Origin of the sequence: Microcoleus sp. T3_A4 (genome assembly GCF_036700465.1) — a bacterium.
Taxonomy (GTDB): domain Bacteria; phylum Cyanobacteriota; class Cyanobacteriia; order Cyanobacteriales; family Microcoleaceae; genus Microcoleus.
The window spans coordinates 90,879-112,158 of record NZ_JAUBOY010000026.1; the positions used below are offsets into that span (position 1 = coordinate 90,879).

At 44.2% G+C, this 21,280-nt stretch carries 15 protein-coding genes; 12 read left to right on the forward strand and 3 right to left on the reverse strand.

Features of this window, described 5'->3' with window-relative positions; all coding sequences use genetic code 11:
* Positions 1–10: 10 nt before the first annotated feature.
* Positions 11–283, forward strand: a complete 273-nt coding sequence (locus tag QUA07_RS16185; RefSeq protein WP_333326769.1) for a hypothetical protein — start codon at positions 11–13, stop codon at positions 281–283.
* A 41-nt stretch (positions 284–324) separates the two neighbouring features.
* On the opposite strand, the gene QUA07_RS16190 is transcribed toward QUA07_RS16185, so the two are convergent.
* Positions 325–678, reverse strand: coding sequence for an IS630 transposase-related protein (locus QUA07_RS16190; RefSeq protein WP_333326771.1), 354 nt, complete (start codon positions 676–678; stop codon positions 325–327).
* A gap of 283 nt (positions 679–961) precedes the next feature.
* Between QUA07_RS16190 and QUA07_RS16195 the strand changes: the two genes are divergently transcribed.
* The 7 genes from QUA07_RS16195 (at position 962) to QUA07_RS16225 (ending at position 14,933) form a co-directional block, all read left to right on the forward strand.
* Entirely contained in the window at positions 962–4,810 is a 3,849-nt protein-coding gene (locus tag QUA07_RS16195; RefSeq protein ID WP_333326773.1) for a glycosyltransferase, read from the forward strand.
* A 295-nt stretch (positions 4,811–5,105) separates the two neighbouring features.
* On the forward strand, positions 5,106–5,855 hold the full coding sequence (locus tag QUA07_RS16200; RefSeq protein ID WP_333034840.1) for a peptidylprolyl isomerase: 750 nt from the start codon (positions 5,106–5,108) through the stop codon (positions 5,853–5,855).
* A 132-nt stretch (positions 5,856–5,987) separates the two neighbouring features.
* Positions 5,988–9,005 (forward strand): peptidase domain-containing ABC transporter, encoded by a 3,018-nt coding sequence (locus tag QUA07_RS16205; protein WP_333326775.1) that lies wholly within the window; start codon positions 5,988–5,990, stop codon positions 9,003–9,005.
* Positions 9,006–9,057: 52 nt separating this feature from the next.
* Positions 9,058–11,064: a chromosome partitioning protein ParA gene (locus QUA07_RS16210; protein WP_333326777.1), complete on the forward strand. Its 2,007-nt coding sequence runs from the start codon at positions 9,058–9,060 to the stop codon at positions 11,062–11,064.
* A 229-nt stretch (positions 11,065–11,293) separates the two neighbouring features.
* Positions 11,294–13,111 (forward strand): hypothetical protein, encoded by a 1,818-nt coding sequence (locus QUA07_RS16215; protein ID WP_333326779.1) that lies wholly within the window; start codon positions 11,294–11,296, stop codon positions 13,109–13,111.
* Positions 13,112–13,114: 3 nt separating this feature from the next.
* Positions 13,115–13,876, forward strand: a complete 762-nt coding sequence (locus QUA07_RS16220; RefSeq protein ID WP_333326780.1) for a glycosyltransferase family 2 protein — start codon at positions 13,115–13,117, stop codon at positions 13,874–13,876.
* Entirely contained in the window at positions 13,869–14,933 is a 1,065-nt protein-coding gene (locus tag QUA07_RS16225) for an NAD-dependent epimerase/dehydratase family protein (protein WP_333326782.1), read from the forward strand. Before QUA07_RS16220 ends, QUA07_RS16225 begins: the two co-directional genes overlap by 8 nt.
* A gap of 240 nt (positions 14,934–15,173) precedes the next feature.
* On the opposite strand, the gene QUA07_RS16230 is transcribed toward QUA07_RS16225, so the two are convergent.
* Together QUA07_RS16230 and QUA07_RS16235 are read right to left on the reverse strand one after the other, a co-directional pair.
* Positions 15,174–15,773, reverse strand: coding sequence for a Uma2 family endonuclease (locus tag QUA07_RS16230; protein WP_333326784.1), 600 nt, complete (start codon positions 15,771–15,773; stop codon positions 15,174–15,176).
* 130 nt (positions 15,774–15,903) lie between these two features.
* Positions 15,904–16,578, reverse strand: coding sequence for a methyltransferase domain-containing protein (locus QUA07_RS16235; protein ID WP_333326786.1), 675 nt, complete (start codon positions 16,576–16,578; stop codon positions 15,904–15,906).
* A gap of 49 nt (positions 16,579–16,627) precedes the next feature.
* On the opposite strand from QUA07_RS16235, the gene rfbC reads away from it, so the two are divergent.
* From rfbC to QUA07_RS16255, 4 genes are all read left to right on the forward strand, one after another.
* The gene (gene rfbC / locus QUA07_RS16240) at positions 16,628–17,173 is read left to right on the forward strand and encodes a dTDP-4-dehydrorhamnose 3,5-epimerase (protein WP_333326798.1); all 546 of its coding nucleotides are present in this window, start codon (positions 16,628–16,630) and stop codon (positions 17,171–17,173) included.
* A gap of 2 nt (positions 17,174–17,175) precedes the next feature.
* On the forward strand, positions 17,176–18,048 hold the full coding sequence (gene rfbD, locus QUA07_RS16245; RefSeq protein WP_333326788.1) for a dTDP-4-dehydrorhamnose reductase: 873 nt from the start codon (positions 17,176–17,178) through the stop codon (positions 18,046–18,048).
* 153 nt (positions 18,049–18,201) lie between these two features.
* Positions 18,202–20,010: a hypothetical protein gene (locus tag QUA07_RS16250; RefSeq protein WP_333326790.1), complete on the forward strand. Its 1,809-nt coding sequence runs from the start codon at positions 18,202–18,204 to the stop codon at positions 20,008–20,010.
* An 84-nt stretch (positions 20,011–20,094) separates the two neighbouring features.
* Positions 20,095–21,069 (forward strand): glycosyltransferase family 2 protein, encoded by a 975-nt coding sequence (locus QUA07_RS16255; protein WP_333326792.1) that lies wholly within the window; start codon positions 20,095–20,097, stop codon positions 21,067–21,069.
* The last annotated feature ends 211 nt before the right edge of the window (positions 21,070–21,280 follow it).

A 21,280-nucleotide genomic window follows, 5' to 3' on the forward strand; every position in this document is an offset into this window, starting at 1 on the left:
TACCCAATCCATGAAACTCAACTCATCTTTGTTTTATAAAGCGGTTTTGGTGGCAAATTTGCTCCTAGCATCTGTCACCAGTGTGAGTGTCGGTGTTCAAGCCGAAACCAAAAACCATCCTGAGAATTATCGCTCTAAATGCAGTTTTTACGGACAGAATCAACGACAAGCACAAACAATAGGCTGTTCAGTCAAGCAGAATCCCAACAAAATTACAATAGTATCATCTAAAAACACGCTCATTGTGTGGGTCGATATGCTTGACTTTTTCCCAATACTCTAACCTTAACTTCATGACTCTTTCTATTCCGGCTTGGCTACTTCTCACTGTTTTTTTTTACGATTTAATCCCAACTTTTGTAAGGCGTTACACATGGCTGTTCTACCCACCCAATTTCCCGTCTTCTGGGCAAATAACTCACACAATTCTAGTAAGGTTGCATCGGGATGTGCTGCCACTATTTCTCTCAAAGAAGCTGTGGAATTATTCAAATGACTGTATCTCGGTTTCCCCCTGGGTTTCGGCTGTAAATTCCCCTCTATTTTTTGTTGCTTGACCAGTTTTTGAACTAAACTTTTACTGACGGAAAATATCGCTGCTGTTTTTCTGATCGACAGCTTCTGCTCGATATGGGCTGCTACTATTTTTGTTCGCAAATCTACTGAATATGCTTTCATTGGTGTATTTTTTTAATCTATTCTTATTGTACCTCATAACACCCGGAAGTGCTGTATATGGATTTCCTTTGGGAAAGAATGTTCGTGCCACAGTTGCTGTCATTTCTGGAATTGACGAGCAGTCGCGGGGGTGAAGAGTCATAATAAATTATTTAATAGGCTGCGTGATTACACAATCATTCTGCCTATTCAGGACGGCGATGCCTGAGGGGTTTCACCCCTCAGACATTCGCCAACAGTCTCAAAAAATCAACACTACACTGTGCTAAATTCATTAGAAACTATGAACCCTAGTCTAGGAATAAACATCGCCGGCTACATTAACGGCGAATTTGGTATAGGAGAAGGTGTCAGAGCTAATATCAGAGCTGCAGAAGCCGCGGGGATTCCCTTCGCCATAAACAATTTTACCCGCAGTCCTCACCGCAAACAAGACACCACATATCAAAACTTTAGCCAAGACAATCCCCATCCCCTAAACTTAATTCAAGTCAACGCCGATCAAGTTGCAGCCTTTATCAAACATACAGGTTCCACCTATTTTGAAAACAAATACAATATCGGCTTTTGGGCCTGGGAACTTCCCGCATTTCCCCCAGAATGGCAGCCAGCATTTAATCACTTTCACGAAATATGGACTTACAGCAACTATTGCGCCGAGGCAATTTCTGCACTTGCGCCAATTCCTGTCATCAAAATCATGCCAAGTATTGATCTTCCCGCACCTTCCCTGAACAGAGAAGCACTGAATTTACCGAAAAATAAATTTATTTTCTTGTTTGTATTCGACTTTTCCAGCCGCATTGAGCGCAAAAATACTTTAGCGACAATTCAAGCATTTAAACAAGCTTTTGGCGAAGATGACCGCCTCTTGTTGATTATCAAATCTTCTAATTCAAACAAACATTTAGAGGAGCAAAATTTATTAAAATCTGCCATAGCTAATTCTTCAAATATCAAACATCTAGACGGGTATTTGTCCAAAAATAAACTTAACGGTTTGCTGTATAATTGCGACTGTTATGTATCCCTGCACCGCTGCGAAGGATTTGGATTAACAATGGCTGAAGCCATGTTTTACGGGAAACCCGTAATTGCCACCGGCTATTCATCAAATACAGAATTTATGAATGTCGGCAATAGCTATTTAGTCAAGTATAAGTTAATCCCAATTGAGCAAGATTGCGGGCCTTACAAAAAAGGCAATGTTTGGGCCGAAGCAGATGTCGAACACGCTGCAGATTTAATGCGGTACGTCTTTAACAATTACCGGGAAGCTCAACAAATGGGAGCGGTGGCGGCAGAAGAAATTAAGACTTTACTCAACCCGCAAGTTACAGGTAATAAAATTAGCAAACGTCTCGAATATATTGCCGAGATTACCGATAACTTTCAAAGCATACCTCTGTCAGGAACAGCCAAAGCGAAGTCGGCAAAAATTAGGGCTAACTTGCCACCATCACAGCAACAAAGTCAATTAAAAGGAGAACTGCCAAAGGAGCAGCCGAAGGTTAGCATTTGCATTCCGACATACAACGGAGAAGCATTTATTGGGGAAGCAATTCAAAGTGCTTTGGCCCAAACATACCCTAACATAGAACTGATTATATCCGATGACGGCTCCACAGACCGCACAATTGCGATCGCCCAATCATTCCAATTACAAACTTCAGTCGATTTCCGCATCGTACTGCACCGCAACTACGGTTTATCACAAAACTGGAACTTTTGCATATCTCAAGCAAAAGGTCAATACATTAAGTTTTTGTTTCAAGACGACTTGCTCGCGCCAGAATGTATTGAAAAAATGGTCGCAATCGCCCAACAAAACCCAGAAATAGGTATGGTTTTTTCCCCGCGCGGCATCACCATAGCTGACGATGAATCTAACCCGATTTTGCGCCTAGCTTCCCAATCAATTAAAGATTTGCATAAAAGTTGGTCGAATTTAAAATCTATTCAGCCCGGAAAAGAATTACTGGCTGATACTAACTGCTTGAGCAACCCCATAAATAAAATTGGCGAACCGAGTACCGTCTTAATTGCCGCGCGAGTTTTTGCAGAAATAGGATTATTTGATTCGGGATTATCTCAGTATGTAGACTTAGATATGTGGTGGCGAATCATGGGAAACTATCACATCGGATTTGTAGACGTAAAACTGTCGTCGCTGCGGATTCATCCCGAACAACAAACTTGGAAAAACTTCGCTGCTGGGGAAAATCATAAGGATGTAGTCAGATTTTACAAAAAACTACTAAATAGTCCTGATTACAGTTTCCTGGAGCAACAAATCAAACAGACAATCCGCCAAAAGTTGGCATTGAGAACCCAGCCGAGTTTATCGGAATTGTCACCACTGCTTGATCAATACAATAAATTTCCCTCAAAACAGCCTCTTCTCGCGCTGCGCCCATACCGCCAACAGCTAGCTGAATATTGGCTGAATTTGCCAGCGGAAAAATTAGAAACTGCTTACTCGAAAGATATGGGTAAAGCTCATAAATTGCTACTAGATAGCGCCCTCAAAAATGAAAGTTTAACTGAGTCAGAACAAAGTTTTGTTCAGCAGTTATCCTCGAAACTTGCTGAAGGAGGAGAAATTGCCGAGAAGATGCAATATCTCCTCGCAGCGATGCTGTACCGCGACGCTTATCAGTTGCCACTTGAATATAACAATGCAGCGATTCCCCAGTGGTTTTTTGACGATTTTCTGAAATTTATATTTCAGTCTCCCGGTTATTTTAAACAAAACTGGGAAGTAGAAAGGTACTCTGAATATTTCCAGCAGTTAATCAAGTACGTCGCTGCTAATATCGCTAGTTTTCCCGATTCAGAAGTTTGGCGTTATTTGGGGGATTTTATTGCGAAAAATGTTAGATTCCAACCTTTGTATTTTAGCGAGGTCAATCTACTCCATATATTGAGTCAGCGAGCTGATATTCTGGAATTTCATTTGAAAAATATCGGCTGTCAAATAGAATGGAATTTTCCTCATAGAGAACCTGAAAGAACTAAAATACGAGTTGGCTTTTTGCTTGATAAAATTAGTGATGAATCCGAGACTCGTGCTGCCATTTCGAGTTTTGAATATTTAGACAGAAGCAAATTTGAAATAATCGTGTACTATTTCCAGGTACAAGACGAGCGACTGGGGAAATATTGCGAAAATTGCGCCGACAAACTGGTGCAACTGTCAGAAGATTTGCCCAATCAAGTTCGAGAAATGCGATCGCACGATTTAGATATTCTGCTAATCTGCACCAATACTAGCGACACTTCTCAACCAAGTGCCCTCCTGTGCCTGCACCGACTAGCGCGGGTGCAAATAGCTACCGGTGCATCAACCCCCGCAACCACCGGCACCCGAAATATCGATTATTTCATTGCTGGAGATTTGACATTGCGCGCAGGTGCAGCAGCAGAGTATCGCGAAAAATTAATTAGTTTAGAAGGGTCGGGAGTTTGTTTAAGCTATACTGTAGGATCAGCACCTGGCAGAGTTGAACCGACTCGCAGGAGTTGGGGAGCTACAGACGAATCTGTAGTGTTCATGTCCGGCGCTCCAGCTTTGACAATTATCCCAGAATTGAGAGAAACTTGGGCAAAAATTATTGCTGCCGTACCGAATTCTATTTTAGTTTTGTATCCCTTTAGTTCCCGCAATGGAAACTATCCGACGGTGCCTTTTTACAACCAAATTCGATCGCTCTTTGCCGAATTTGGGATTGACAAAAAGCGCTTAGTTGTGATTAAGGCGCTGCCATCTCGCGCCGATTGCATAAAATGTCTGGAATTGGCTGATATATATTTAGACTCATATCCATACAGCAGTGCCCGCTCCTTAGCAGAACCTCTGTTGGTGGGGTTGCCTGTAGTGGTAAGAAAAGGGCAAACAACTCGATCGCGACAATCAGCCGCCGTGCTCGAAGAACTGCTACTTCCGGAACTGGTAGCAAACAGCGAGAACTCTTATTTAGAGCTGAGCACAGCACTGGGTACAAACCCAGAACTGCGTCGGCACTACCGCGAGCGAATCCAGCAAAAAATGGCGGCAAACCCCAAATATCTCGACAGTCGCGCTTGCTCGACCCAACTCGAAACACTCTTTGAAAGACTATTCCGAGAGTGAAGGAAGAAGGAAGTTCAGCAACTAAGCAGTGTACGGGATTTAACGGATGGATGTTGAGGGAAGAAGGAAGATGGCAGAAGTAAAGATTTTCCCACTCTCCCACTCTCGCATCCCGCTACCATTGTGAGACCCGCGGGGAACCCCTCGCTAGGCAGAGCGTCAAGAAATAGACAGCAATAGCGCTAGCCCACTGACGGTCTGCTATCATCGGGGAATCGAGGGGTTAGTGGTTGTCGCTCTTTTCCTGCCACAGCTAAATTAAAAGGGGAAGCGCAAGTCAGTTGGAGATAAAAAAATGACAGGACTTTTTCAAATAGGCGATAAATTATTGCAAGCTCAGGATATGCCATCGCTCCTGAAGCGGTATCAGTTGATGCCGCAATTCTTGCGCGGTGTAATAGTAGACCAAGCGATCGCATCCTTTAGTTGCAGCGACGAAGAACGCCAATCCGCCGTCGAGAACTTTCTGGCACAACACCAACTGACAGCCCCCGAAGCCAAAGAAGCTTGGCTGCGCGGCCAAAATATGACGGAAGAAGAACTTCAAGAGATGGCCGTTAGGCCCTTGCTGATCGAAAAATTTAAGCAAGCCACTTGGAGACCTAAAGTAGATAATTATTTTTTAACCCGCAAAGCCAGCCTAGACCACGTAGTCTATTCCCTGGTACGCACCAAAAATCCAGCATTAGCAAACGAACTTTACTTTCGCATCCTCGAAGGGGAACAAACCTTTGCTGAAGTGGCCCGCGACTATTCCGAAGGGCCGGAATCCAAGTCAGGCGGCTTGTTGGGCCCAGTACCCCTGAGCCAGCCCCACCCGGCAATCAGCAAACTTTTGTCCGTCAGCCAGCCAAATCAACTCTGGACGCCGCGTCCTCTGGCAGAATGGATGGTAATTATTCGACTAGAAAAGTTCATGCCGGCCCAGCTCGATGAATCGATGCGGCTGCACTTGATTAACGAACTCTTTGAAAGCTGGCTCGCCGAACAGATATCGCAAATAGGCCCGCTACAGCCCCTCTCCTCCGTGTCTTCAATATCATGACAATCCAGCAATTGGGTCAGGGGCCCCCGGATTTATCCGTGGAGACTTGAAAAAGCGTAGCATCCTGACAAAAACCCCCTGGATTCATCTGTGGATTCAATCTAAAATCTAAAATCTAAAATCTAAAATTGGATGACTTCTTCCGCTGTTTCCCTCTCCCAAATTCAGGATTTCCTAGCTCAAACACCTCCCTTTGACCGACTGTCAGAGACGGCTCTGACAGCCTTGGTGGCTAAATGCCAACTCCTTGGCTACCGGACGGGGCAACCCCTGTTTGAACGGGAAAAAATGCCGACTCAGGTGGCAATTATCTATCAAGGCCAGGCGCGGCTGCTGGGCTTTGACCAGCGCTCGCAGCGCCACGTAAGTTTGCGCTTGGTGCAGTCGAAGGAAATTCTCGGCTGGGCTGGGTTGCTCAGGGGGGTTCCCTGCGAAACAGCGATCGCCTCTACAGATGTGATCGCGATCGTCCTACCTGCCGAAGATTTCCTGAGCGTACTGGAAAAACAGCCGACTTTTGGAGAAGCCTTTCGCGAACACTGTTCGTTGAGCGAAGTATTTGAACTGTTGAGCCTGGAGTTGCAGCGCCAAGCCGACGGCACTTCTAATCTCAAGGAACTCACCCTGCAAGCTTGGCAAGATGCGACAGTTGTCAACGTACCAAACGGCAACAAAAAAACTCAAGACATCGCCAAAGAGCTAGATGCCGATCGAATTTGGCTCGTCAGCAGTGGCGTCTTGGGCGACTTTCCCACCGGCAGCCGCTTCTCTGTGGAGGAAAACGCAGCCAAATCCTTAAAAGTAGAAGGTCGCCTCGGCGCCCGCTTGGTCGGCTTCCGGGAACCCTCAGCATCACCACCAGAGCTAGAAGATCCCCCTATTGGCGGGACAGACACAGGAACAGGAGGCTCAGGGAAAAAGCCACCCATCATTTTTGAGGATGTACCCCCCGCCCCACCTACTCCCCCAGAACCCGCAAGGGACCAACCAAAGGATGCGGGGAGATATCCAGTTTTCCGCGCCAAAGGGCAGATTGACGCTCCGCTAGCTTGCTTCCAGATGTTGAGCAAGTATTTCGGCCTGAAATTTCGTCGAGATATCATCCGCAAAGTTCTAGAAAATCAGTTAAAAACCGCTGGTTCTATCAGTATGCAAGCCTGCGGGGCGATCGCCCAAAGCATCGGCCTCACGCCCCAATTGGCGCAAGTGCCAGCAGAAGCCATCAACCGCATCAAAGCCCCCGTAATGATTAAATGGCAAGATAGCTTTGCCATTATTTACAGCATCACCGAGCAAGAATTGGTGATGGCCACGCCCGAACAGGGGCTGATGCGGAAGCGGATACCTCAGTTTAAAGAAATCTGGGGCGAACAGGGAGAAGTCCTGCTCCTGCAAGCTCCGCAAGTCGAACAAAAAGAGCAGTTCAGCTTCTGGTGGTTTGTGCCGGCGCTGATGGAACACAAGACAGTGTTTTTTGAGGTGTTGCTCGCTTCGTTTTTTGTACAGTTATTTGGTCTTGCCAACCCATTAATCAGCCAAATAATTATTGATAAGGTCTTAGGTCAGCGTAGCATTGACACCTTGGATATTTTGGGTGCATTTCTGTTAGGTGTTGCTCTGTTTGAAGGACTGCTCAACGGTTTGCGTACCTTTTTGTTTATAGATACCTCAAACCGCATCGATGTCAAATTGAGTGCGGAGGTGATCGACCACTTGCTCCGGCTGCCCCAAAATTACTTTGACAACCGGCGCGTCGGAGATTTGGTCTACAAATTCAGCATGATGGGCCAGATTCGGGAATTCATGACGAGTACAGCTCTGACAGTGGTTCTTGATGCGGTATTTTCGGTGGTTTACGTCGCCGTTATGCTCTCCTACAGTGTGCAGCTAACGTTTGTATCTTTGGCAGTGGTACCGATACTGGGGCTGATGATTATTCTAATCAATCCGCTGGTGCTGCGCCTGATCAAACAAAGAAATATGCGTTTTGCTGACTCTCAATCTTATCTAGTAGAAGTAGTCAGCGGGATTCAAACTGTTAAGGCTCAAAATATTGAATTGAAATCCCGATGGGAGTGGTCGAGCCGCTACGCAAAATACATTACAGCCAGTTTTAAAACCATTATCACGGGGACTACGGCCGGTACGATTAGCGGCTTTTTAAACCAGGTGGGTAACTTAGCTCAGTTGTGGGTGGGAGCTTATTTGGTACTGGGAAATGAGATTACTTTGGGTCAGTTGATTGCTTTCCGAATTATTTCCGGGAACGTGACTGGTTCGCTGCTGCGTTTTGTGAGCGTCTGGCAAAGTTTCCAAGAAGTCTCAATGTCGATCGATATGCTTAAGGATGTGGTCGATACGCCGACGGAAACCAGCGATGAAGACCGGAGCAATATCCCGCTGCCGGCAATTCAAGGGCAGGTTACCTATGAGGAGGTTTCCTTCCGATTCCTAGAAAGCGGGGCACTGCAATTAGCTAATGTTAATTTGGAATTTCCTGCTGGCAGTTTTGTGGGAATCGTGGGGGGAAGCGGTTCCGGTAAAAGTACGGCGATGAAGCTGTTGCAGCGTCTTTATCCGCCGTTGTCGGGCCGGATTTTTATTGACGGATACGACATTTCTAAGGTGGAACTGTACTCGCTCCGCAGCCAACTTGGGGTGGTGTTGCAAGATACTTTGCTGTTTAACTGTACTGTGCAGGAAAATATTGCTCTGAGTAATCCCGATGCGAGTACGGATGAGATTGTGCGAGCTGCAAAATTAGCGGTAGCTCACGATTTTATTATGGGCTTACCTGCTGGCTACAATACGGTGGTGGGAGAGCGGGGTTCGTCGCTTTCTGGGGGTCAAAGGCAGCGTTTGGCGATCGCCCGGACGATTTTGCAAAACCCGAAACTGCTGATTTTGGACGAAGCTACAAGCGCTCTCGACTACCATTCCGAACGCCAAGTTTGCAATAACTTAGCAGAAGCTTTTGCCGGCCGCACGGTGTTTTTCATTACTCACCGCCTGACTACCATCCAAAACGCCGATGTAATTATTATGATGGATCAAGGTTCTGTAGTCGAGCGGGGAACTCATAAAGAATTAATGGCTCTTAAAGGGCGTTACTACTGCCTCTTCCAACAACAAGAGTCATCGAATACCTGATCTCTAACAACTCACAACTGATCACTAACGCTTAACAACTGAGAACTAACAAATGGCTATGAAATCGTTAATACTTTCTGAGCAACCAGTCATTCTCGAAAAACCAGCGATTTGGTCGCACTTGTTTTTGTGGATGATCATGCTGATGACCACTTCTGCTGTAGTTTGGGCTTATTTTGCTAGCGTAGAGCAAGCTGTCCCTGCTGTCGGCCAATTGGAACTCAAAGATGGTGCTAGAGACATCCAAGCACCTGCTACGGGCGCTGTGGTGAGACTTCACGTTGAAAATGGCGATCGCGTGGAAAAAAACCAGCCTCTGCTCACTTTCAACCCCATAGCACCCAGTGCCGATTTAACATCGATACAGAAAACTAAAGAAGCTCTGGAAAAGGAAAATAAATTTTACGAAGATGTTGTCAACGGCAAAATTCAAGGCGCTGTTCCTTCTAACCTAGAATCAACAATCAAGGACAGACAGAGCCTCACGGCACAAAATCAAGTGCTGCAAGCTTTGATTGACGAACTGTACCTCAATCGGGGAGCTAGCGGAAATTTTGATGCTGCTCAGCAAGGACTTTATGTTAATTATCGATCGGAATTTCTGTCTCGCGTCGCTGCTGCTCAAGGCCAAGTTCAGGAGTTAGAAAAACAACTGAAGCAAGCTCAGGATGCTGAGAAAGCCGCCGGCGATCAAATGACAGTGGCACAGCAACAATTGGGTTTTGCCCAAAACCAATTAAATTATGCCCAGCAGCAGTTAAGTTCTTCGCAAGAGCAAGTAAAATCCGCCCTGGCTCAGAGAGATTTGGCCCAAGAACAGTTAGCGAAATCCCAACAAGTATTGAAGTCGAATCAAAACATTCTAGGCAGACTCGCCCCCCTGGTAGAGGAAGGAGCCATCGCTGAACTGCAAAAAGAACGTCAAGAGCAAGATGTTTTCAGAGGCCAAAGCGACGTTCTCAAACAGCAAGATCAAATCAAGCAGCGCGAAGGTGAAATCAACTCTCGCAAAGGCGAAATTAACACACGCCTCGGTGAAATCAATACGCGCCGAGGCGAAATTAACGCGCGTCAAGGTGACATCCAAAAAATTAGTGCTGACATACAGCGCCAGCAAGGAGAGCAAGCGCGCATTCAGGAGTCTATCGCCCGCGCCCAAGAACAGTTAAAAAACACCAAGGATTCTTGGGCAAAAGAACTTTACAGCAAAATTGCTGAAAACGAGAAACAAATTGCCAGCAGCGATTCTCAGCTAAGCCGCTTCAAAGTGGAAAACCTGAAAAAGTTGTCCGAGGTGAACGCTCAGCTAGAAAAGGCTCAACAAAACCGCGACACTCAAGTGATGAAGGCTCCGGTATCGGGGGTAATCTTTGATTTGAAGCCTTCTACGAAGGAGAAAGCTAAGTTGGATATGGCGAAAGATCCGATATGCCAATCCATTATTAATACGGTGCTGAAACCGGGCGAACCGCGCCCAGCACGCTGCGAAGAAGCTTATTACGAAGCGCAGCAAACTGAAAAGCTGCTCAAAGTTTTGGATGACGACAACGGTCTGGAAGCAGTTGTTTACCTGGAAAACAGCAATGTGGCTCTGGTATTGGATGCTTTGAGACAGAAGCGGGCAAAATTGGAGCAGTATCACGGCAAGCAATTAGACGGAGAAAAGATTGACTGCGAAATAGGTAAAAGTTGCGTTTGTCCAGAGAAGGAAGTTAACAGAGAGAAACTGGGTTTGACGAAATACCAATGCGTGCCTGTGGAAGTGAATGTAGAAGCTTTCCCAGCGATGGAGTTTGGTACTGCTGAGGGTGAAGTGATAGAGATTAGCAGCGATGCTGAGCCTCCTACTGAACTGCGGAAATACTATGCTTTCAAAACCAAAATTAAGCTCAAAAATCAGAAGTTTGTTTTGAACAAGGACAAGGCAAATGAAGTGGAGGTTAACTTGCAGTCGGGAATGTCCGTGAGTTCTAATATCAATATTGGCAAGCGGACTGTTTTGCAGATGTTTATCAACCGATTTACTGGGAAAATGGATACGTTCAAGACTATTAAGTAGCGAAGAGTTGACTGTTGACGGTTTACTGTTGACGGTTTATTGTCAGTCGAAAAGCTGATGATATCATGTCCGTTCGAGCGACCGCGATTTTTGTCGGGGCGGGTTCAGCAACAATACCTGCGAATAATTGGCAATCTCAAAAACCCGCCCCGACCGGGATGTTATGGTTAATCGCTCGGACATGATATGACGAGAGTTTACAATTCCGATGCTACCGGATTGGATATTAATGAAAAAAATCATATTATTTACTTTATATCTAATTCCTGTCCTCTTATTAATCGGATTTGTAGCGAATTATAGCGTTAATGTTCCCGTTGATGACGAGTGGAGGTTAGCTAGCCTTTTTGAAAAAATAGCTGCGGGAAATGTAACTTTTAACGATTTTTGGGCTTTGCACAGCAACCACCGCATACTTTTCCCTAAAATAATTATTGCGATGCTGGCTTTTGCTTCCCGATGGAATATTAATTATCAGTTGTGTCTCAGCATAGGTTTGGCTGCGATAACTTTTATTGCTATGTACAAGTTATCCTCGATGCAAGTTAAGAATGTCGCGGATGATTTGTGGCATTTAGCTAATATTTTAACTTGTATTTTGCTTTTCTCGCTAGTTCAGCACGAAAACTGGCTTTGGGGATTTCAATTGGCTTGGTTTTTTGTAAATTTATGTTTTGTAGCTGCGGTTTATGCGCTGGTTTCACATCACAAATTATTGCCTAATATTAGAATCTCTATTGCTGCTGTATTCTGCTTTTTTGCGAGTTTTTCGCTCGCTCAAGGCTTGCTGTCTTGGTTGGCGGCGATTCCGGCTGTGCTGGCTTTGGAGGGAAATGCAGCGCAGAAACGAAAAAGACTTATTGTCTGGATGCTGCTCTTTGTGGCAACTTGTGCTGTTTACTCAATAGATTATCATCCGAGTCGGAAAACAAGTATTATTTCATTGTTGAAAAAGCCGTTTGTGGTGATTGATTACTTTTTAAGTTTGCTGGGTTCGCCAATTGTGCGATCGCCTGGAATTTCAGCATTCGTTGGATTGCTAATATTTGCAACTTTTATATTTTTTGTCGTTTATTTTGGCCAAAAGATTGTATCAAGTTCGGTAGCTTCATCTGTGAGTGCCAACTCAGAAAAGCAACCTCAAGTCCCCGCGATTCCTTCGTCCATCGCAATCACAGATAGGAAGGATATTGCTGAGAATTATCAGGCTTTACCTTGGCTGTCAATAGGTTTTTTTTCGGTTTTATCTGCTCTGTTTATTACCGCTGGAAGGGCTGAATTTGGGGCAATCCAGGCGATCGAATCGTCGAGATATACGACTAATTCGATTTTGCTGTTAATTGCTGTGGTTCAGCTATGGCAATTGTTTGTCCGAGGTAATTATCAAGAAAGAAAAGCAACGTTAAAGAGTAATTATAAATTTATTTATCGGGTAGTAGCAGGGCTGTTAATTGCTACACTTATTTTTAACTCTCAACAGGCGATCGCCAAAACTCGATCGGCAATTATTTACAAACAAGGCGCTCAAGATTGTTTGCAGTTAATTAACTATCTGGAACCCTCTGATTTTTTCAATAATTCACCGGAAAGCTGTGTGAGGGTGCTGAGCAAAAAAACTTGGCTGGTGAGAGAAGGCGCTGCAATTATCGACAAAATAGGTTGGCTCAAGTTCGCGAAAAATGTAGAGTTTATTTCTAATACGGAGAAAGTTTACGGTTATTTAGACAAACCTCAAACTAGCGATAAATCCTTGACTGTTAAGCAAAATGATGCTGTCAAGGCTGCGGGCTGGGCGGTTTGGCCAGAAAAATTGCAACAGCCGAATATTGTACTGCTATCTGTCGGGGACAAAAAATCTTTTTTTGCTAACGCTTATGTAAATTTGGACAGTCCCGACATTGCTGAGAGTTTAAAATCTGAGTTATACAATAATGCAAGGTGGGCTGTTGATTTGTCGGATAATAATTTGCCGATCGCCCAAACCGAAATTAAAGCTTGGGTGTATAATCCTCTTGACAACCAGTTTGTCCAGTTGCGCGGAGGATGAGGAGTGAAAATTTCTGTGATTATACCAGCTCACAATGAGGAGGGCTGTTTGTACGGTACTGTGCGGGCGATCGCCCAGACGCTCGATTTAGAAGGCATTCCGCACGAAATTTTGATTGTGAATGACAATAGTGTCGATCGAACTCTTGATATTTGCCAGGAGTTGTCAGAGACTTTTCCCACAGTTAGATACATCAACAATCAACCTCCCAACGGTTTCGGATTTGCTGTGCGCCGGGGATTGGCGGAATTTGACGGAGATGCTGCAGCAATTGTGATGGCGGATGCTTCCGACGATCCCATAGATTTGGTAGCAGGATACCGCAAGCTGCAAGAAGGATATGATTGCGTTTTTGGTTCCCGCTTTATCAAAGGTGGCTTTGTGGTGGATTATCCACTTCACAAGTTAGCAATTAACCGCTTAGCAAACTGGTTTGTCAAAAGTATTTTCGGTTTGCGGTACAGCGATGTCACCAATGCTTTTAAAATTTACCGCAGAGAAGTAATTGAAGGCGTACAACCGATTTTGAGTCATCATTTTAATTTGACAGTGGAACTGCCTTTAAAAGCAATTGTTCGGGGTTTTTCCTATACGGTAATTCCTCTGAGATGGTACAATCGGACTGCTGGTATTTCTAAGCTAAAAATCAAAGAGATGGGCAGTCGATATTTGTTTATTGTCTTGTATGTATGGCTGGAAAAACATCTGTCTCGCGGCGACTACCACCGGACTAGAAAGATAGCAAAATTAAAAGTGAATGCCTGAGAGAATTTTAATTGTTGGTGGTGCCGGCTTCATCGGCAGTTGTTTGGCAATTGGCCTGAAGAAACTGCACCCGGAATGGCAAATCATTTGTTTAGATAACCTGCGTCGCCGGGGTTCGGAATTGAATCTGCCTCGGCTTAAAAGTTGCGGGATTCAGTTTGTTTACGGGGATATTCGCACAGCGGCAGATTTAGATCCAGTTGCACTCAATGCTGACTGCATTATAGATTGTGCTGCGGAGCCTTCTGTGCTGGCTGGTTTTAGTTCACCTCAGTACGTTTTGCAGACGAATTTACTGGGTACTGTAAATGTTTTGGAGTTGGCGAGACAAACGGGTGCGAGTTTGCTGTTTTTGTCTACCAGTCGGGTTTATCCGATCGCCAGTGTCAAATCTGTTAATCTGTTAGAGTTGCCGAATAGATTTGCGATCGCCCCTGAGCAAACTTTACCCGGTATATCGGAGTTAGGCATATCAGAAGACTTCCCATTAAAAGGACACCGTTCACTTTACGGAGCAACTAAATTAGCTTCGGAATTGCTGATTGAGGAATATAGGGAAGCATACAATGTGCCAGCAATAATTAACCGCTGCGGGTTAATTACCGGGGCTTGGCAAATGGGTAAAGTCGATCAGGGAGTTTGCGGTTTGTGGGTGGCTGCTCACTATTTTCAAAAGTCGCTGAATTACATCGGGTTTGGGGGCAGCGGGAAGCAAGTTAGGGATTTACTGCACGTTGAAGATTTGTTGAGGTTAGTTAATTATCAACTAGAACATTTTGCTGAATTTGACGGTGAAGTTTTTAATGTTGGTGGCGGTTTGAGCAATAGTCTTTCTTTGGTTGAGACAACTGATTTGTGTCAAAAGATTACCGGGAAATCGATTTCAATTAATCCTGTGTTGGAGGAACGCGTGGGGGATATCCCGATTTTTATTACTGATTCTTCTAGGGTGATGGAGAAGACAGGATGGCGACCTGTTATTGGGCCGGAAGCTGCTTTGCAGGATATTTATGATTGGATTGCTGCTAATGAGGTGGTTTTAAGTTCGATTTTGTAGGGTTTTTTAACCGCAGATGTCGGGGTATCTGTTGTGCAATTTGGTAATAAAACCATTTATTATGCGGTAGGGAAACAGCTTTTGGAGTGTCCGGTATTAGGACACGGCAGTGCCATTTCCCTACATAAATTTATACATAACCCTATTTTTTAAATCGGACGAGAGCGAATTATATCTCAATTATTGCCCGATTAAAACATCAGGAATTACCGCTCGCAGATATTAAACGCGGTTCAGCATTCATCCCCAAACTTCTGTCAAATCTAAGACAAACCCAGGCAAAACATCTTCACCGGACAAACTAATAGGATTTTCCAAGACTTCTACATCTTGACTTGGCCTGTAAATCTCCACCTTTTTGTTTTTCCGATCTATCAACCAACCCAAACGAGCACCATTGTTCATATACTCTTTCATCTTGGCTCGCAGCGGTTCCATGTTGTCAGTTTTAGAACGGAGTTCTACCACAAAATCAGGACACAAGGGAATAAAACTTTCTTTTTGTTTTGGGGTAAGCTCATCCCACCTTTCTAGACGCACCCAAGCAGCATCGGGAGAGCGATCGGCTCCATTGGGTAAGTGAAAACCAGTAGAAGAGTTAAACGCTTTACCTAGTTTAGTTTGACGGTTCCACAACCAAAGCTGTCCTTCTATATCGAGATTTCTGTATCCTGTTTCGCCTCCGGTTGGTGGATTCACGATTAACTCTCCTTGTGCTGTTCTTTCTAATTGTAATTCTCGGTTGGCGATCGCCAATTCAACGAATTGCTCGCGAGTAACGGTGAGTGTTAGTGTCGGCGGAATATTCACAGCAATGGCGCGGGATGTTTGTGTCATCATTTTTTTCCTAAAATTGATGCTTTTTTAGCAAATTGATCCTGATTTTGCCCAGCCCAAACTACAGGAATACTTGCAATTTTTATTATAACAATTGAAAGGCTCTAGGGGCGGCGATCGCTTTACCCAATCGTTAATTATTTGGTTTCGATGCTTTGACAAACATTTGCCCTCCCAAAAACCGCCACAACAAAGGCAATTTCAAGTAAAGTTTTAACAGCAAAGGCGAGGCAGGTCTGCCTTTAGTCGAAAACGGTAAAAATCTCGGTATAATTAGGTCGATTTCAAAGCCGACGGTTTGTAAAAGTTCTTGCAGCGATAAGTGGGTAATTGGTAATTGATGGTCGATAAAGTCGTAATACTCTTTGAAAGAATATTTAAAATTTGGTTGGACAACTAAGAGAGAACCCCCTGGCTTAAGTGCCTCAAAGCAAAATGAAATAATTTGGAGGAGTTCTTCTTTATTACGGAGATGTTCAAAAAAGTTAGAGATAAATATCCGGTCAAATTGTTTCCTAAAAGCAGGTTGGTTCTCAAAACTTAAAACATCAATGTTCAGCACTTTTACATCAGGATTGGCAAATAAATTGGAATCGGGGTTGAGATCAATTAAATATTTTTTTTTAGCCCGAATTTGATTTATAAACTCGCAGTAACCGCCGCCAATATCTAAAACGGTTGATTCGGGAGGAACATAATCTTGTAAAAATTCGTCAATTAAAACTTTCCAGAGTGCCACCTTGGCTTGCAGTTGTCGGGAATCAAATCGATTGGCGTACAAGTTTTTGAGATATGCGTCGGCTTTCATAGTAAAATAGCAGAGACTGAGTATGAGTTTATCACTTTCACAGCTAACTATGAATGTTATATCTACCGAAATACCGGAAGTTCTGATAATTGAGCCGAAAATTTTCGGAGACGCTCGCGGTTTCTTTTTTGAGAGTTTCAATCACAAAGCTTTTGTGGAACAAACAGGCGTTACTGCAGAATTTGTTCAAGACAATCATTCCAAATCTTCTAAAAATGTGCTGCGGGGTTTGCACTACCAAATTCAGCAGCCTCAAGGCAAATTGCTGCGGGTAGTTGCGGGAGAAATATTTGATGTAGCGGTGGATATTAGAAAAAGTTCGCCGACTTTTGGGCAGTGGGTTGGCTGTTTAGTGAGTGCAGAAAATAAACGGCAATTTTGGGTGCCGGCGGGATTTGCTCACGGTTTTTTAGTGGTTTCCGAGACGGCTGAAGTTTTGTACAAAACTACAGATTATTACGCACCGGCACACGAGCGGTGTATCCTATGGAATGACCCGGATTTGGCGATCGACTGGCCGCTAGATGGTGCCCAACCAATCTTATCAGCTAAAGACCAAGCGGGACAAACGTTGAAAAGAACTCAAGTGTTTTGATCATGAAAATTTTACTCGCAGGCGGCAGCGGACAGCTAGCTCAAGAATTGCAGCCGATTTTATTATTTTTGGGAGAGGTTATTGCGCTTGATCGCACTCGCCTCGACTTATCCCAACCCGAAAGCATCCGTCAAGCAATGGCTGAAATTCAACCGGATTTAGTCATCAATTCGGGTGCTTACACTGCGGTAGACAAAGCCGAAAGTGAACCAGAATTAGCATATGCAGTCAACGCTATTGCCCCAGGAATTTTTGCAGAAGAATGCGAAAAACTGGGAGCAAGTTTGATGCACTTTTCTACTGATTATGTATTTGACGGCAGCCAGGGTTCTGCTTATTTGGAAACAGATTCTACGAACCCGCTGGGAACTTACGGCAAGTCGAAATTAGTAGGCGAGGCAGCTATTCGGAAAGCGGGAAACCGACATATTATTATTAGAACCGCATGGGTTTACGGTAATGGTGGCAAAGGTAATTTTGTCAAAACCATGCTGAGGTTGGGAAAGGAAAGGGAAGAAATTCGAGTCGTAGCCGATCAGATCGGAAGTCCTACTTGGACTGGGGATTTAGGTGCGGCGACTTCACAAATTATTCCTCTCCTAGGGCCAGAAACTTTTGGAACATACCAGTACACTAACAGCGGTGTTTGTAGTTGGTACGATTTTGCGATCGCAATTTTTGAGGAAGCAGCACAACTCGGCTTACCCCTAAAAGTTCAGCGCGTAATTCCTATCACCACCGCCGAATATCCGACACCCGCAAAACGTCCGGCTTTTTCGGTTCTCTCTACGGTAAAAATATCAGCACTTCTGGGTACGTATCCTCCCCACTGGCGGCAAGGGCTCAGACAAATGCTGGCAAGAGAAGTGAAATAAAAATTCGAGTAAATCTGTAAAGTAGCCAGAAACCGGGTTTTTTAACCAAAATACTTGGTTCTAACCCTCAATCAAGTAAAAAACCCGGTTTCTTTAATCCCAGCGCGTACAACTTAGCCCAAATCGATTAAAAATATCGCCATCTCCCCATCCATGAAAATCAAGCAACAATATATTTTAATTGCCGCATCAGTTCTCGGCATTCTAATACCAGCGTCATATATTTTGTACTTGATATCGCAAGCGGGAGACTTGTCCAATTTTGATTATTGGTGGATGACATGGAATTTTTATTCAGTAGACGGTTTCTCTACAAATCCTTTTAATTGGATATTTCGGGCGAACGAGCATTTTGTCTTGATTCCGGCAATTATTTATGGCTTGAATATAGTTTTCACCCAAGGTTCAAATACTGGTTTATGTTTAGTTGCCTGGTTCTTGGCTTGGATTCAGTGCCACGTATTAATTGCTCTGCTGCCGTTAAAATTGAGGCGTTTTCCGCTGCAATTTATCTCGCTACTCCTTTGCATTTCTATTTTTAATTTTACTCCGGCCGCAGCTCACAATTGGATGAGGGGATTCAGCGGAGTTCACTGGATAATTGCTAATTTATTTGTGATTTGTTCGATATTTTGTTTGCAATCCTATGCGACGCTTTTGTCAAGTAAGAAGGAGGCGGAGCCTCTGGATATTCATTCCCAGGCAGAGCCTGGTAACGAGTTTGTAGGGGCGGTGCCCCCGTGCCGGCCCTCGCATTTACAAAATAAGTGGGTAATTGGCAGCATTGTTTTTGGCGTTTTAGGCTGTATTAGTTACAGCACTCCTTTAGCTTTGTGGCCGATATTGTGTGCTGCTGCTGTTGTGCTGCGGTTTCCTCGGCGAATAACTTATTTGTATTTCATTGCTTCGATTGCAGTGATTGGCATTTATTTTTTAACTTATAAAACTCCATCTCATCACCCTTCTTTAACTAAAATTAACCCGCTCAAAACTCTCGAATATATTCCCACTTATCTCGGCGGAATTTTTAGCGAAAATATTATTGTTGCTTCTATTCTTGGTATAATTGGTTTGATGGCAGCGACGGGTTTTGTGGCTTATTGGCTATTTATAAAAAAGGTCGATCGCGCGGCCTGGCTGCCTTGGCTATCAATCCAACTTTACACGCTGCAAACGGCGTTAATGGCCGCGGTTAGTCGATCGGGATTTGGCGTCGAACAAGCCACAGCTTCCCGCTACGCCACACTCCCAGCCTTGTTTTGGATGAGCACAATTGTGCTGACAGTATTGTGGGTGCGCGAGTGGCAGCCAACACCAAGAATTCAAGCGCGTTGGCTGACACCGCTGTTTGCAGTCGCCACAGTCGCCATTATTTTAATGTACGGGGTGGGAGGCGAAACTGCAATGGCGATCGCCCGCAGAGCAACCTATCAACCGTTAGTAGCATTATCACTGCAATTAGGCATCACCGACGTAACGCTAATTAAAGACCGAGTAGGCAACAAACCAGCCGCTTTTGTCGGGTTAATCGACGCCTTAAAAACTAACAACTTAGTGCCATTTAACCGAGACCTCACAAAACACAATTTCTGTGCAGCATTAGACACAAAAATAGACCCAAATTTACTGTCAGCACCCAAAGACGGAGTACCCGGATATTTTGATACCGTAACTAAACTCGCGCCCGCCGCCTCCAGAGTAATTGGCTGGGTAGGAGACCCCGAAAACAATGTAAAATGTATTGCCATTCTCAACCAAGAAAATGTCGTTCGAGGTTTCGCGATGTCAGGATTTCCCCGCCCAGATTTAGTTAACTTGTTTGGCCCTTCCTACGAATTCGCAGCTTGGAGAGGATACATTCAAACATCACCAACAGATAAATTATTGACAGCCTATGCCTCCTTTAAAAACCGCAAAGGTTGGGTAGCCTTGCGAAACTCCCAAGTTATCAATAAAAACTAAAAAACCTCTCTTTCTCCTCCTCTGCGCCCTCTGCGGTTAATAAAAAAAATCTCATTGACAACAAAAATAAAATAGAATATCTCTATGCCAAAACACCTCAGCTTCGTCATCCCAGTTCACAACGAAGAAGCCACCCTCAAATTACTGTTTAAAAAAATCCAACTTGTCATGTTCCAAACAGGAATTGACAGTTACGAAGTCATCTTCATAGATGACGGTAGCCGCGATTATTCCTGGCAAGAAATCACAGATTTAGCCAGCCAACATCCCAAACTAATTAAAGCGATTAAAATGCGCCGCAACTTTGGCAAATCCGCCGCACTTTCAGCAGGATTTCGCAATGCCGCAGGGACAATTATCTTTACTCTCGATGCTGACCTTCAGGATGACCCCGCTGAAATTCCCAAATTTTTACATCATTTAGAATCGGGATTTGATTTAGTTTCTGGTTGGCGAAAACAGCGGAACGACCCGCTTTCTAAAACTTTACCTTCCAAGCTGTTTAATGCCGTGGCGTGTTTGCTGACTGGGGTGCAAATGCACGATATGAATTGCGGTTTTAAAGCTTATCGTAGGGAAGTTTTGCAGTCGATTAAATTGTACGGGGAATTGCACCGCTACATTCCGGCTTTAGCCAACAATTTAGGGTTTAGAATTGGGGAAGTAGTTGTCGAACATCATCCGCGAAAGCACGGAAAATCAAATTACGGCTGGGAACGTTATGCGCGGGGTTTTATTGATTTGTTGACGGTGTTAGCCACGACGCAGTATTTACACAAACCGGGCCATTTGTTTGGGGGGTTGGGCTTGTGTTTTGGCTTGGTGGGAACTGTTTCGCTGAGTTATTTGATAGTTATTTGGTTTCTGAATTTGGCGGGGATGAATTTTGGGCCGATCGGCAATCGACCTTTGTTATTTTTTGGGATTTTGTGTACAATTCTGTCAGTGCAGTTGATTTCTTTGGGGATTTTAGCTGAGTTGATGGCGCGGAATGTGGATGCTGATTATGTGGATAAGCAAATTAGCGAAATTATTGATGATTCGGGTTTTGATATTTAACCGCAGATTAAGGCTGATTAACGCTGATTAACGCAGATAAATCGGCGATGGAATTGCTTACAGACAAGCAAACTCTGTCTAGGCTGACTAAGATAAAATTATAATTGGGATTTAACAAGTTTTACCAATTACCTCTTATAGTAATTTCAAATAAATGTGAGACAAATGCAAGATGATGTAAAATTAAGAAAAATTGTTAACTCGGAGCCGA

Bases quoted from the DNA above. Each gene is read 5' to 3' on its own strand.
- QUA07_RS16205 (WP_333326775.1), top strand. From the start codon at position 5,988: ATGACTTCTTCCGCTGTTTCCCTCTCCCAAATTCAGGATTTCCTAGCT.
- QUA07_RS16235 (WP_333326786.1), bottom strand. From the start codon at position 16,578: ATGAAAGCCGACGCATATCTCAAAAACTTGTACGCCAATCGATTTGAT.
- QUA07_RS16190 (WP_333326771.1), bottom strand. From the start codon at position 678: ATGAAAGCATATTCAGTAGATTTGCGAACAAAAATAGTAGCAGCCCAT.
- QUA07_RS16230 (WP_333326784.1), bottom strand. From the start codon at position 15,773: ATGATGACACAAACATCCCGCGCCATTGCTGTGAATATTCCGCCGACA.
- QUA07_RS16225 (WP_333326782.1), top strand. From the start codon at position 13,869: ATGCCTGAGAGAATTTTAATTGTTGGTGGTGCCGGCTTCATCGGCAGT.
- QUA07_RS16200 (WP_333034840.1), top strand. From the start codon at position 5,106: ATGACAGGACTTTTTCAAATAGGCGATAAATTATTGCAAGCTCAGGAT.
- QUA07_RS16215 (WP_333326779.1), top strand. From the start codon at position 11,294: ATGAAAAAAATCATATTATTTACTTTATATCTAATTCCTGTCCTCTTA.
- QUA07_RS16255 (WP_333326792.1), top strand. From the start codon at position 20,095: ATGCCAAAACACCTCAGCTTCGTCATCCCAGTTCACAACGAAGAAGCC.
- rfbC (WP_333326798.1), top strand. From the start codon at position 16,628: ATGAATGTTATATCTACCGAAATACCGGAAGTTCTGATAATTGAGCCG.
- rfbD (WP_333326788.1), top strand. From the start codon at position 17,176: ATGAAAATTTTACTCGCAGGCGGCAGCGGACAGCTAGCTCAAGAATTG.
- QUA07_RS16250 (WP_333326790.1), top strand. From the start codon at position 18,202: ATGAAAATCAAGCAACAATATATTTTAATTGCCGCATCAGTTCTCGGC.
- QUA07_RS16210 (WP_333326777.1), top strand. From the start codon at position 9,058: ATGGCTATGAAATCGTTAATACTTTCTGAGCAACCAGTCATTCTCGAA.
- QUA07_RS16185 (WP_333326769.1), top strand. From the start codon at position 11: ATGAAACTCAACTCATCTTTGTTTTATAAAGCGGTTTTGGTGGCAAAT.
- QUA07_RS16195 (WP_333326773.1), top strand. From the start codon at position 962: ATGAACCCTAGTCTAGGAATAAACATCGCCGGCTACATTAACGGCGAA.